We start from the raw sequence: 12,197 nt of genomic DNA on the forward strand, positions 1-12,197 counted from the left end.
GCCAGGAGCGTTTCATGCAAGAACGAGAGCTGCATCGGGGCCGTTTGATCGATCACATCGGACTGGTCGTCCGGGATCTGGCCGCCAGCAAGGACTTCTACACCGCCGTCTTCGGCGCGTTGCAGATCCCCATGGGCGGCTCCGACCAGAGTAATTTCTGGGCGGATGAGCTGTTCGTGTCGACGCCCGACAGCGAGGAAGTGCAGGGCGAGTTGACCGGCCGCCATCATCTGGCGTTCCAGGCGCAAGACCGCGCCATGGTGGATGCATTCCACCGCGCTGCATTGGCGCATGGCGGAAGAGACAATGGCGCTCCGGGTGAACGCCCCTACCACCCCGGCTATTACGCGGCGTTCGTCCTGGATCCGGACGGGAACAATATCGAAGCCGTATTCCACGGCGAGGCCGGCCGGAGCGCGGCTTCGGTGCGAATCACGTATTGATCATCGCGTGGCGCCGCGTGAGGGCGATTGCAGCTCCGGGGCCGCGGGATAGGGCTTTCCGAGGTCCCAGCGCGACTGCCAGTGCGCAATGTACTGGCGCGCAACCTCCGGCATGTCTCGAATGACGACTACGTTTTCGGAGTTGGCCGTCTCGGCGGACGGCGCGAAATTGAAGGAGCCCGTTTCGACCGTGCTGCCGTCGACGATGATGGTCTTGTCGTGATGGAGGTGGAAATGGTCGTTGGTCCGCAGTTCCACACCGTTGCGGGTCACGAAGTCCATGGCAGTCTTGCTGGCTTTCCCCTGGTTGCGCTTCTTGTCGATCACCACGCGCACCTCCACGCCGCGATTCCGGGCGTCAACCAGGGCCTGCATGATGTCGGGGGCCTGGAACGCGTAGGCGAGCATCTGGATGCTGTGCCTGGCGTCGCCAATCGTCCGCAGGACCAGCTCGCGCGCCGAGCCTTCCGGAGAAAAGCCGACCTGTACGCTGGGTTCCGCATGGGAAAGGGATGCAATGCCGAGCAGGGCCGCCAGTGCGATGCATCGCATTATCTTCACGCCTCAAGACCCTGGTGTGCGCAGGAGGCTGGATGCAGCCCCACTTGCTTGCGGAACTCGATCGGATCGTAGAACCGATATCCCACTCCTCTGAGCGTGGCCACGGGCAGTTGCCGGTCGCATGCCTGCTCGACTTTCCTGCGCAAGCGGCGCATTTGCGTATCCAGGCTGCGCCGGTCGTATGTCCAGTAATCCTTGCCCAGCGCCTGCACGATTTCCTTACGGCTGGCGCCCTTGTCATGGGCGGCCAGCGTGGCAAGAACGGTGTAGTCCTGGTGCGACAAGGGGATGGGGGACGCGCCTGGCGGAACCAGGCTGGGCGGCGCACTGCACAGCTGCCAGGGCGATACCTGCTGCACGGACGCCGGGTCCGCTTCCAATGCGGCAGGATGCCCGCGCCGATGGGTGACGTCCCGGGCAACCGCGACGCGGACTTTCTTCTCCGGATACCAGCGGGCCGACCACATGATGCGCACGACCTCGCCGTCCTTGCGCACGTAGCGATTCTCGAAATCGTATTGGAGCCGGCCGTTCATGAGGTGCTCGACGGCGGCCAGCGTTGAGTGACGGTCGGGCTCGTAGATCAGGTCCATCATCTGGCGCCCCGCCATCTCTTCGGGGGTGTAGCCAAAGATCTGTTCGCAGGCGCCAGTCACGGTAAGAAAGGTGCCGGACTCGTTCACGACGCAGACGGCGTCCAGGAGCATCGGCATCAGATCGGCGGGCTGCGGGGCAGACATGAGGAGTCCTGTGTAGTGAGCGGGGGCCGGTGAAACCGTACCAGGTTTTGCCGGCAGCCAGTTTAACCAGGCTTTTATTTCAGGCGGCGGCGCAAGCGCGGAAATCGCCAAATCGCGCTCATCCTTGCTCAGTTTCGGCCGGGTTCAAAACCATATACTCCACGTCGCCTCAGGCTGTGGCCCGCATAAGCGGGGCTGCGGACCACTCGGGGATCTACAAACTGGAATCCAAGAATGAAGCCCAAGAGCCTGCCACGCCGCATTCCCGTCTTTGCCCTGCGTCCGCTGTCCGCGGCTATCGCAACCGCGGCGGCGCTGAGCCTGGGCTCGCAATCTTCCTTCGCGGCGAGCCTCACCTGGCTGGGCGCCGGGGGGGCGAATCTGTGGAGCCTGCCTGCGAACTGGGGCGGCACCGTGCCCGGAAGCGCAGACGACGCGTATGTTCCGTCCGGCACCATCGATCTGGATGACATGCGGAGTGTGTCGTCGCTGTCGCTGGGCAACACCGGTACCAGCTCGCTGACGTTTCTGCCGGGCGGCAGCCTGACCACCACCAACTTCGCGTTGGGCTATGACTGGGGCGCCACTGCCAAGGTAACCCTGGGCAGCGGTGGCACCGCCAATACCTGGCACACGCAGGATGGAATGATCGGCCAGGCCGCGGGTAGCGACGCGTCGGTTTCCCTGTCTGGCGCCGGCAGCCTGCTTCAAGCCCTGGGGACCTTGTCCGTGGGCGAGGCCGGAAAGGGCGGGCTGGTGATCCAGGACAAGGCTGTGGCCGAAGCTGCCACGCTGATGGTGGGACGCAGCGGCGCCGGCTTTGGCGAGGTCGTCGTGTCTGATGCCGGCTCGACCTTGTATGCCCCCACGCTGGTGATCGGTGGCGACGGCGCCGGCGCGCCCAGCACCACCGCCTCGGGCTCGGTCAGAGTCCTGGCGGGCGCAACAGCCAGCACCTTCCAGATCCGGCTCGGCGACGCGGCCCGCGCCAACGGCTACTTGTACGTCGATGGCGCGGGGTCGACCGTGAGTGCGGGATTGCCCGTGCTTGTGGGAAACAAAGGTATGGGCTCGGTCTTCATCAGCGGCGCTGGCCGCGTCGAGAGCGGCGGCGTCGTGGCGGGCGACCAGGCAGGATCCACCGGGATGATCACGGCCTGGGGCGCGGGCAGCTCCTGGATCAGTTCGGGGCCGGTCGTGGTCGGCAATCTGGGCGATGGCGTGCTCAACGTCGCGGATGGAGCGACCGTCAGCGGCACCTCCGGCTACGTCGGGGTGCAGAACGGCAACAGCGCGGCCAACATAGCGGGCGCGGGCTCGTCCTGGATCAACAGCGGCATTTTCATCGTCGGTGAGAAGAATGGCGCACGCGGCGCATTGGGCGTCCTGGACGGCGGCCGGCTGTCCAGCCTGAATGGCTCGCTGGGCCACCTGGCCGGCTCCTACGGAACCATGACGATAATGGGCGGTGGTTCGAACTGGACCTCGGCCGGGCCGGTCACCATAGGCAATGAAGGCGAAGGACGAGTCCTCTTGATGTTTGGCGGCACGTTGAGCGCGCCCGAAGTCGTGATTGCCAATGCCGCCGGATCAAAGGGGACGCTGATCATGGGCGTACCCGCCGGCTTCGGCCCGCCACCCGCCGGCGTGTTGAACGCGCCGGTGCTGCGGTTCGGTGCGGGCGATGGCGAACTGCTGTTCAACTTCATCGGCCCCGCCTTGACGTACGGCGGCAGCATAGAAGGAAACGGTCGGGTCAACATCATGTCGGGCGATGTGATTCTGACCGGCAACAGCAGCAACATCGGGCGGACGACGGTGTCGGGCGGTTCACTCGCGGTCAATGGCGCGCTGGCTGGTCCGGTCAGCGTGGGCGCTGGCGGCACGCTGACCGGTTCGGGCTCGGTGGGTTCGACGACCCTGGCCAGCGGTTCGACCTTGAGCCCCGGCAATTCCATCGGCACCTTGACCGTCAATGGCGACCTGACTTTTGCGCCCGGATCGGCCTACCGCGTCGAAGCGGCGCCGGGTTCCGCCGACAGCGACCGGGTGGTGGTGAACGGCATCGCGCGGCTGGCCGGTTCCGTGTTGCACGTGGGACCGGACGGGAATTTCACGCCCAATATCAGCTATACGATTCTCCATGCCAACGCGATCCAGGGGCAGTTCGACAGCGTGGCGTCGAACTACGCGTTCCTGGATCCCCGGCTGACCTACGGCGCGACGGACGTGACGCTGGGGCTGCTGCAGACTCGCGCTTTCCCAACGGGCGCCGACACCCCCAACCAGCGCGCCGTGGCCGGCGCCCTGGAAAGCCTGGGCAATGACAGCGCGCTGCGTCAGTATGTCGCCACGTTGGCGCAAGGCCAGTCCCAGGACGTCTTCGACAGCCTGTCCGGCGAAGTGCACGCCAGCATCGCCAACACCATGCTCCAGGGAGCGGCGCAAGCCCGCGCCACGCCATTGGCCAAGCTGCGCGCCAATCTGCAGGCCGGCGCGCTGCCCGGCGCCCCGACCGCGGCCGCAGGCGTTTCCGATGCGCCGCTTTCAACCGCCGCGCTGCCGCTCTCCGGCGCGCGGCCGGCCTGGGCCGAGGTCGTGGGCAATTGGCAGACCATCGACGGCGACGGCAATGCCGCCCGGGTACGCCAGCATGTCGGCGGCCTGTTCGTGGGCGCGGACCGGCCCGTGGGCGCGGATTGGCGCGTCGGTGGCGCGCTGGGGTTCACCGACAGCAAAGTCCGGGTGGACGAGCGGTCGTCGCACGCGGATGTGGCGAGCTACAGCGCACTGGTTTACGGCGGTAAATCGGTGGCTGCCGGTCCCGGCGCCTGGCAGTTCCTGGCGGGCGCGGGCTATACCTGGAACGACATCTCCACGCGGCGCTACGCCAGCAGCCAGACCGCCGCACTGACGGCGGACTATGGCGCCAGCACCAGCCAGGTCTTCACGGAGTTGTCCTATGCCTGGAAGCTGGCCGAGCGCACCACGCTGGAGCCGTTCGCCGGCCTGGCCTGGAGTGATCTGCGCACCCGTGGCTTTTCGGAGAGCGGCGGTGATGCCGCCTTGTCCGGCGAGTCGGGCAGCACGCAGCAGACGCATTCCACCTTGGGTTTGCGCGCCGCTCAGGGGTTCGATGCCGCCGGCCGTCAGGGCAGGGTCTACGGCACCGTGGGCTGGCGCCACGTGTTCGGCGACGTAAAGCCCGAATCGCGCCTGGCGTTCGACGCCGGCCAACCCTTTACCGTCGCGGGCGCGCCCATCGGGCGGGATGCCGCGCTGGTGGAGTTGGGCGCGGAAGTGGCGATAGCGCGCACGGCTACGCTGGGACTGGGCTATGCCGGGCAATACGCCAGCGGCAGCCGGGAGCACTCGGCCAACGTAAACATACGCTGGCAATTCTGACGCGATGGTCTGGCGGCTTGGCGCCGCCAGACCATCGCAAGCCGCTCAAGCCTCGATCCGCTCCACCTTGCCCACCAGCAGGATGTACGACAGCGCACCCAGCAGGGCCAGCGACGACACGTATACGATGGCCGGGGCGAAGCTGTCCTTGGACACCAGCAGGCCGATCACGATCGGCGTGCAGATGGAGGACAGGTTGCCGACGAAGTTGAACACGCCGCCAGTCAGGCCCAGGAGGCGCACCGGCGCCAGCGTGGACACCAGCGACCAGGTGATCGACGCCAGCCCGTTGCCAAAGAAGGCCACGGCCAGAAAGAAGATGACCCAGGGCGTGGAATCCGTGAAGTTCGCGCCGATCATGGACGTGGAGATCAGGAGGCCCAGGATGATGGGCAGCTTGCGCGCGAGGCCGACGGTGGCGCCGCGGCGGATCAGGAAGTCGGACAGCACGCCCGAGCACAGTACGCCGATGAACGCGGCCAGGAACGGCACGGACGCCAGAAAGCCTGACTTGATGAAGTCCATGCCGCGGTACTTGACCAGATAGGTGGGGAACCAGGTCAGGAAGAACCACAGCGTGGACGTCAGGCAGAACTGGCCCAGGTACACGCCCCAGAGCTTGCGCTTGGACATGACCAGGCCCAGGTCATTCCAGTTGAAGGGGGCCTTCTTTCGCCGCCGGGCCGACCCAAGGCGAAAGGTGCCCCCTTGGGGGGCAGGGAGCCCGCTTTGCGGGCGCTCCGTGGGGGCATCTTCTTCCCGGACTCGCTTGTCGAGGTCGACGACGCCGCCGCCTTGCTGGATCAGCTCGATCTCCGCCGCGTTGGCGCCCTTGAACTGGCGCGGCTCGCGATAGATCATGAACCACAGCACGCCCCAGACGATGCCCAGAAGCCCGGTGCTGACGAACACCATGTGCCAGCCGTAGTGGTGCTGCAGCCAGGCCAGCACCGGCGTCAGGAACGCCAGGCCGACGAACTGGCCCGAGGTGTAGAAGCCGATGGCGGTGGCGCGTTCGCGTTCGGGGAACCAGGTGGTGACGACGCGGTTGTTGATGGGATAGGCCGGGGCCTCCAGTGCGCCCACGGCCAGGCGCAGCACGAACAGGATGACGAAGCTGCCGGCAAAGCCCATGAAGAACGTGGCCGCGGACCACAGGATCAGCGCAGCGGCGTACAGAATGCGGGGGGACACGCGGTCCACCAGCCAGCCGCCGGGGATCTGCATGGCGGCATAGGTCCAGCCGAAGGCCGACAGGATCAGGCCTTCATGCCAGGTGTCCAGGCCGAACTCGTCCTTGAGGGCGGGCGCGGCGATGGACAGGTTGCTGCGGTCCAGGTAGTTGATGACGACGGTGATGAACAGCATCACCATGATGATGTAGCGGCTGCGGGTGGGCCGCTGGGCGCTTTGCAGGCCGGCGTGGGTGGCGGTGGACAAGGGTGTCTCCTCTCTCTTTTATCGGCTTACCACTCGGCGAAGCTGCCGTCGGCGTGACGCCAGATGGGGTTGCGCCAGCGGTGGCCCACGGCGGCGCGTTCCTTGACGTACTCCTCGTTCACTTCGATGCCCAGGCCCGGGCCTTGCGGAATGGCGACCATGCCGTCTTCGTAGGCGAAGACCTCGCGGTTGCTGACATAGTCCAGCAGGTCGTTGGCGGCGTTGTAGTGGATGCCCAGGCTTTGTTCCTGGATGAAGGCGTTGTAGCAGCCGGCGTCGATCTGCAGGCAGGTGGCCAGGGCGATGGGACCCAGCGGGCAGTGCAGGGCCAGCGCCACGTCATAGGCTTCGGCCATGGCGGCGATCTTGCGGGTTTCGGTGATGCCGCCGGCGTGCGACGGATCGGGCTGGATGATGTCCACATAGCCTTCGGACAGCACGCGCTTGAAGTCCCAGCGCGAGAACAGCCGTTCGCCCAGCGCGATCGGGGTGGAGGTCAGCGGGGCCAGTTCCTTCAGCGCTTCATAGTGTTCGCTCAGCACGGGCTCTTCGATGAACATGAGCTTGAACGGGTCCAGCTCTTTCATCAGCACCTTGGCCATGGGCTTGTGGACGCGGCCGTGGAAGTCCACGCCGATACCCACGTTGGGGCCGACTGCGTCGCGCACGGCGGCCACGTTCTCCAGGCATTTTTCAACCTTGTCGAACGAGTCGATGTATTGCAGCTCTTCGGTGCCGTTCATCTTCACGGCGGTAAAGCCGCGGTCCACGGCGCTCTTGGCGGCCGCGGCGGTATCGGCGGGGCGGTCGCCGCCGATCCACGAGTACACGCGAATGCGGTCGCGCACGTTGCCGCCCAGCAGTTGCGATACGGGCACGCCCAGGTGCTTGCCCTTGATGTCCCACAGCGCCTGGTCTATGCCGGCCAGCGCGCTCATGTGGATGGCGCCGCCACGGTAGAAGCCGCCGCGGTACAGCACCGTCCAGTGGTCTTCGATATTGCGGGGATCTTTGCCGATCAGGTAGTCGGACAGCTCTTCGACGGCGGCGGCGACAGAGTGCGCGCGGCCTTCGACGACGGGTTCGCCCCAGCCGACGATGCCTTCGTCCGTTTCAATCTTCAGGAAGCACCACCGGGGCGGCACGATGTAGGTGGTGAGCTTGGTGATCTTCATGCTTGGGTCTCCTGGGCGGGATAGGCGCGTTGCCAGGCGGCGATGAATGCGCGCGCGTTCTGGCCGACTTCGGTGGCCGTCAGGCCGGGTTTGTACAAGGCGGAGCCCAGGCCGAAGCCGCTGGCGCCCGCCTGGGCGTAAGTGGAAAGGTTGTCGGGGGTGATGCCGCCCACGGGAACCAGCGCGATCGGCGGGCGCATCACGGCGCGCCAGGCCTTCAGCACGACGGGGCCCAGCTGTTCGGCGGGGAACATCTTCAGCACGTCGGCGCCAGCGGCCAGCGCCGCGAAGGCTTCGGTGGGGGTGGCGACGCCGGGGCAGGACGCCATGCCCAGCTTCTTGGCGGCGCGGATCACCGCGGGATCGCTGTGCGGCATGACGATGAGTTCGCCGCCCGCGTTCTGGATCCGGGCGCAGTCGTCGGGATTGAGCACGGTGCCGGCGCCGATCAGGCAATCCGTGGGCAGGGCCGCGCGCATGGCGCGGATGCTGTCCAGCGGGTCGGGCGAATTGAGCGGCACTTCGATCAGGCGAAAGCCCGCGTCGTAGAGCGCCTGGCCGACGGGTTCGGCTTCGGCGGGGGTGATGCCGCGCAGGATGGCGATCAGGCCGCAGTGGGCCATGGCGGTTTGCAGACCGGGGTGGGTCATGGAGGGTTCCTAGGCTGGGATCGTTTGGGAAGAGGCGACCAGTCCGCCGCAGACGGCCAGGTGCCACAGGCCGCGCTCGGTGGCGTTCTGCGCCTGTTCGGGCGTCTCCAGGCCGTAATGCTGCATGGCCAGGATGTAGCGCTGGCATAGCGCGGGTTCGCCGCAAAGCACGATGCGGGGCAGGTCGCCCTGCTGGCGCAGCATCTCGGCAAGCGCGGCGATTTCATGGCCGATGAGCAGGCCGGACAGGTAGTCGGCTTGCGATTCGGGCGCGAGTTCGCCGGTCAGGCCGAGCGCGCGCGTGCTGAAGATGGTGGACAGGACGCCCGCGCGTCCGGCCGGCGCGCCGGCGACTTTGACGCCGCGCTCGAAGGCGGCCATGTCGGCGCTGGCGGCGTCCGCCATGGTGCGGCCCAGGATGGTGTGGCCGCGCAGTGCGGCGTAGACCTCGCCGGTCATGAAGGTGTCGAAGTGGGTGACGCGGCCGCGGCGGGCATTGACCCATTTGGAATGCGTGCCGGGCAGGCCGATCAGCACGCTGTCGGCATTGCCGCCGGTCTGGTCGAACATCACGCCGAAGACCTGGGTTTCCTCGCCGCGCATCACGTTGGGCAGACCGTGGCGCTGGATCAGGCCGGGCACGATGTGGACCGGGGTGGCGCCGTGGCGGTCCACCACGGTCAGCAACGTGCCGATCCGTTCCAGGTCCACGGGCACGTCCAGGTAGGCCGCTTCCTTCCAGCCCTGGGCGCTGCCGACCATGCCGCAGGCGATCACGGGCAGCGCGGGTTCGGCGCGCAGCCAGTCGCCGCAGGCCTGGTCGAAGGCCAGTTCGAATCCGGACAGGGCGTTGGTGGCGGCGCCATCCTGCAGGGGCTGCGGCAGGCGCATGATGCCCCACGGCAGGTGGCGGGTGTCCAGCGTGCGGCCCGTGGCGTCCAGGCGGTAGGCGCGCAGCGAGGAGGTGCCCCAGTCCAGCGCGATGAGAGCCGCACGGGCGGGCGATCCGGTAGTCATCAGAGTCTGTCTCGTCTCTGGCCGCAAAGCCGGCTGCGGGCGCCGCGCCGTGAGGGGGGCGCGAAGGCGGGCAGGGTCTTGCGGACCTTGTTGTCTGAAGCCCGTCGTGCGCGTTGGGGGCGCAGCGGGCGATGGGAAAAATTCTAGATCAGCGCTTGAAAAATCTCAAAATATAGAATTAAATCCCATATAGAGGGAATTTAACGGAACGGGCAGCTAGCGGCTTTTTGCCGGACCCGCCCGGGAAACCCCGCTATTTCCACGCGTTCCGGTTTGCGGCGCCGGGTATGCTTGCGCTTCTTCCTTGCCGTCCCAGCTTCAGCTTCATGACCGCCACCTCCCTGACTTCCGACCAGCCCCCCATCCTCGACCCCGACTCCGCCGCGCCCGCCGGTACGCAGACGCTGATGCGCGGCCTGGCCGTGGTGCAGGCCGTGGCCGACGGCGCGCGCGACCTCAAGGAAATCTGCGCGCGCATCGGCGTGGCGCGCAGCACCACGCACCGCCTGGCAAGCTGCCTGGTGCAGGAGCGCTATCTGCGCTCCCTGCCGGGCGTGGGCTATGTGCTGGGGCCGAAGCTGATCGAACTGGGTTTCCAGGCGCGGGAGGCGTTCCCGATGGCGACGCTGGCGCGTCCCTACCTGGACAGCCTGGCCGAACTGACGGGTGACACCATTCACCTGGCGGTGCGCGACAGCAACGAGGTGCTCTACCTAGAGAAGATTCCGGGCAAGAAAGGGCTGGAGATGCGCTCGCGGGTGGGGCACCGCATGCCGCTTGCCGCAACGGGCGTGGGCAAGGCGTTGCTGCTGGATGCCGAAGAGCCGCAATGGAAGGCACTGCATCGCATCGGCGCGCCGGTGTCATCGCGCACGCCGGGCGGGCAGCAGAGCTGGGAGACCTTCCGCGACCGCATGCGCGACTACGCCGCGCAAGGCTATGCGTTCGACCTTGAAGACAACGAGCCCTCGATCCGCTGCGTGGCGGCGCCGGTGCGGGACGCCTCCAGCGGCATCGTGGCCGCGATCAGCGTGTCCAGCACGGTGCCGTACATGTCGCTGGAGCGCATGCGCGAGATGGTCGCCGTGGTGCAGGGCGCGGCGGCGGGCATCTCGGCGGAACTGGGATGGAAGGTGGACCGCGGCTGAATATCGCCGCGGCCCGGGGGCTTATTCCAGCGGCAGCGTCAGCACGCCCTGCGGGGCGGGGCGCATCATGACGCGGCGGTACCAGGCCGACAGCGCGGGCGTATCCGGACGCTCTATCGGCAGGGCCAGCCAGCGGTGCGCCGAGCAGACCAGGGCGATGTCGCCCATCGTGAGATGACGGCCGGCGATGAACTCGCGGCCTTGCAAGGCCTGGTCCAGGATCACGGCGCGGGCATTCGAGCGCCGGACCGAGTTTTCGATCGCGGCCTTGTCGCGCTTGTCTTCGGGCGTGCGGATCAGGCCCAGGAAGGCCGGGCCCATGGCGGGCTGCCATTCGGTCGTCTGCCAATCCATCCAGCGGTCGGCGTCGGCGCGCAGGCATACGTCTTCGGGCCAGAGCGTGCCCACGCCATAGCGCGCGGCCAGGTAGCGCACGATGGCGTTGGATTCCCACAGCACAAAGCCGCCGTCGTCGATGACGGGGACCTGGCGATTGGGGTTGAGCTTGGCGGCGTAGTCGGCCGTGTCCACCACGCCGAACGGGCCGCCCGCCTGGACAAAGGTGTGCGGCAGGGCCAGTTCGCGCACGGTCAGCATCACTTTCTGAACGTTGACGGAAGTCAGGCGTCCCCAGATCTTCAACATAACCAATCCTTGTAAGTGTCAGACGGGCGGCAACTGCCGCCGCGCAAAGCCACTGTCGCGCGAAAAGCGCGTCCAGTTGAAAGCGGGCCCGGGATCGGTCTTGCGGCCCGGGGCAATGTGTTCGTGTCCCCAGGCCGCGGCCAGGGGATAGCGCGTGCGCAGCACTGGCGCCAGCTTGCGCAGCGCCAGATATTGCTCGTCAGTGTAGGGCAGGGTGTCCGTGCCTTCCAGTTCGATGCCGATGGAGAAATCGTTGCAGCGCTCGCGGCCCGCAAAGCGCGACACGCCGGCATGCCAGGCGCGGCTGTCGGTGGACACGAACTGGACGATGCCGCCGTCCCGGCGGATGAAGAAGTGCGCCGAGACGCGCAGCCCGCGCAGGCGTTCCAGCCAGGGGTGCGAGCCGTAGTCCAGCGTGCTCAGGAACAGCCCGGCGACTTCAGGGCCGCCGAATTGTCCGGGGGGCAGGCTGATGTTGTGCAGCACCAAAAGCGACACCTGCGTGCCGGCGGGGCGCGCGTCGCAGTTGGGCGAGGGCAGAAGGGAAACGCCCGGGGCCGGCGCCAGCCAGCCATGTCGATTCAGAAGCAAGGCCATGGAAAGGGAGCATGTGTGTTGATTCCGACATGCATTATGCCGTGCGTAAACGCAATGCCCTATCCGGCAGCCGCGCCCCTGCGCCGGCCGATGGAAAACGCGCTCAGCGCTTGGCCGGACCCTGCTGCGCGTGGTCGGCGCTGCACCAGGTCTGGCCGTTCTGCAACAGGGCTTCGGAGCGGGGCAGATGGATGCCGCAATGGGCGCAGCGGACCATGGACTCCAGCGGTTTGGGCGGCGGGGGGGCGCCGCGGGCCTGTTTCTTGCCTTGGCCGGCATGCGCGCCGGATTGGCGCGCCGCCGCCATGCGGGCGGCGATCCGGGCCACGAACAGCACCAGGATGATCAGAACAATCCAGAACAACAACTTGCCCAC

The 12,197-nt window shown here is 67.1% G+C and carries 12 protein-coding genes; 3 read left to right on the forward strand and 9 right to left on the reverse strand.

The genetic code is table 11. From position 1 onward, the window contains the following. Positions 1–14: 14 nt before the first annotated feature. A complete protein-coding gene (locus HLG70_RS24720; protein ID WP_171662959.1) occupies positions 15–443 on the forward strand; it encodes a VOC family protein in 429 nt (142 codons plus the stop codon). On the opposite strand, the gene HLG70_RS24725 is transcribed toward HLG70_RS24720, so the two are convergent. Both HLG70_RS24725 and HLG70_RS24730 read right to left on the reverse strand, forming a co-directional pair. Beyond that, complete coding sequence (locus HLG70_RS24725) at positions 444–995, reverse strand: phospholipase D family protein (protein WP_171662958.1); 552 nt, start codon at positions 993–995, stop codon at positions 444–446. 5 nt (positions 996–1,000) lie between these two features. Beyond that, the gene (locus HLG70_RS24730) at positions 1,001–1,744 is read right to left on the reverse strand and encodes a PAS domain S-box protein (RefSeq protein WP_234103209.1); all 744 of its coding nucleotides are present in this window, start codon (positions 1,742–1,744) and stop codon (positions 1,001–1,003) included. A 234-nt stretch (positions 1,745–1,978) separates the two neighbouring features. Here HLG70_RS24730 and HLG70_RS24735 point away from each other — a divergent pair, with 234 nt between their 5' ends. After that, a complete protein-coding gene (locus HLG70_RS24735; RefSeq protein ID WP_171662957.1) occupies positions 1,979–5,149 on the forward strand; it encodes an autotransporter domain-containing protein in 3,171 nt (1,056 codons plus the stop codon). A gap of 45 nt (positions 5,150–5,194) precedes the next feature. On the opposite strand, the gene HLG70_RS24740 is transcribed toward HLG70_RS24735, so the two are convergent. Genes HLG70_RS24740 through HLG70_RS24755 form a run of 4 tightly spaced genes read right to left on the reverse strand, consistent with a single transcriptional unit; the run spans position 5,195 to position 9,431 of the window. Next, a complete protein-coding gene (locus HLG70_RS24740; protein ID WP_171662956.1) occupies positions 5,195–6,589 on the reverse strand; it encodes an MFS transporter in 1,395 nt (464 codons plus the stop codon). Positions 6,590–6,615: 26 nt separating this feature from the next. After that, entirely contained in the window at positions 6,616–7,764 is a 1,149-nt protein-coding gene (gene dgoD, locus HLG70_RS24745) for a galactonate dehydratase (protein ID WP_105557095.1), read from the reverse strand. Continuing rightward, positions 7,761–8,414, reverse strand: a complete 654-nt coding sequence (locus HLG70_RS24750; RefSeq protein ID WP_171662955.1) for a 2-dehydro-3-deoxy-6-phosphogalactonate aldolase — start codon at positions 8,412–8,414, stop codon at positions 7,761–7,763. The genes dgoD and HLG70_RS24750 overlap by 4 nt, the downstream gene beginning before the upstream one ends. Positions 8,415–8,423: 9 nt before the next feature. After that, positions 8,424–9,431, reverse strand: a complete 1,008-nt coding sequence (locus HLG70_RS24755) for a 2-dehydro-3-deoxygalactonokinase (RefSeq protein ID WP_171662954.1) — start codon at positions 9,429–9,431, stop codon at positions 8,424–8,426. A gap of 326 nt (positions 9,432–9,757) precedes the next feature. On the opposite strand from HLG70_RS24755, the gene HLG70_RS24760 reads away from it, so the two are divergent. Continuing rightward, positions 9,758–10,579, forward strand: coding sequence for an IclR family transcriptional regulator (locus HLG70_RS24760; RefSeq protein ID WP_171662953.1), 822 nt, complete (start codon positions 9,758–9,760; stop codon positions 10,577–10,579). A 21-nt stretch (positions 10,580–10,600) separates the two neighbouring features. Here HLG70_RS24760 and HLG70_RS24765 read toward each other — a convergent pair whose 3' ends face one another. The 3 genes from HLG70_RS24765 to HLG70_RS24775 all read right to left on the reverse strand — a co-directional run bounded on the left by HLG70_RS24765 (position 10,601) and on the right by HLG70_RS24775 (position 12,197). Next, on the reverse strand, positions 10,601–11,224 hold the full coding sequence (locus HLG70_RS24765; protein ID WP_171662952.1) for a glutathione S-transferase family protein: 624 nt from the start codon (positions 11,222–11,224) through the stop codon (positions 10,601–10,603). 18 nt (positions 11,225–11,242) lie between these two features. Further along, a complete protein-coding gene (gene ampD / locus HLG70_RS24770) occupies positions 11,243–11,821 on the reverse strand; it encodes a 1,6-anhydro-N-acetylmuramyl-L-alanine amidase AmpD (protein WP_171662951.1) in 579 nt (192 codons plus the stop codon). Between the two features lie 103 nt (positions 11,822–11,924). Then, positions 11,925–12,197, reverse strand: coding sequence for a PP0621 family protein (locus HLG70_RS24775; protein WP_171662950.1), 273 nt, complete (start codon positions 12,195–12,197; stop codon positions 11,925–11,927).

It is taken from the genome of Achromobacter deleyi, from assembly GCF_013116765.2.
Classification (GTDB): Bacteria; Pseudomonadota; Gammaproteobacteria; order Burkholderiales; family Burkholderiaceae_B; genus Achromobacter; species Achromobacter deleyi_A.

Coding starts and splice junctions, on each gene's coding strand:
- HLG70_RS24720 (WP_171662959.1), top strand. CDS start 15: ATGCAAGAACGAGAGCTGCATCGGGGCCGTTTGATCGATCACATCGGA.
- HLG70_RS24725 (WP_171662958.1), bottom strand. CDS start 995: ATGCGATGCATCGCACTGGCGGCCCTGCTCGGCATTGCATCCCTTTCC.
- HLG70_RS24730 (WP_234103209.1), bottom strand. CDS start 1,744: ATGTCTGCCCCGCAGCCCGCCGATCTGATGCCGATGCTCCTGGACGCC.
- HLG70_RS24735 (WP_171662957.1), top strand. CDS start 1,979: ATGAAGCCCAAGAGCCTGCCACGCCGCATTCCCGTCTTTGCCCTGCGT.
- dgoD (WP_105557095.1), bottom strand. CDS start 7,764: ATGAAGATCACCAAGCTCACCACCTACATCGTGCCGCCCCGGTGGTGC.
- HLG70_RS24750 (WP_171662955.1), bottom strand. CDS start 8,414: ATGACCCACCCCGGTCTGCAAACCGCCATGGCCCACTGCGGCCTGATC.
- HLG70_RS24755 (WP_171662954.1), bottom strand. CDS start 9,431: ATGACTACCGGATCGCCCGCCCGTGCGGCTCTCATCGCGCTGGACTGG.
- HLG70_RS24760 (WP_171662953.1), top strand. CDS start 9,758: ATGACCGCCACCTCCCTGACTTCCGACCAGCCCCCCATCCTCGACCCC.
- HLG70_RS24765 (WP_171662952.1), bottom strand. CDS start 11,224: ATGTTGAAGATCTGGGGACGCCTGACTTCCGTCAACGTTCAGAAAGTG.
- ampD (WP_171662951.1), bottom strand. CDS start 11,821: ATGGCCTTGCTTCTGAATCGACATGGCTGGCTGGCGCCGGCCCCGGGC.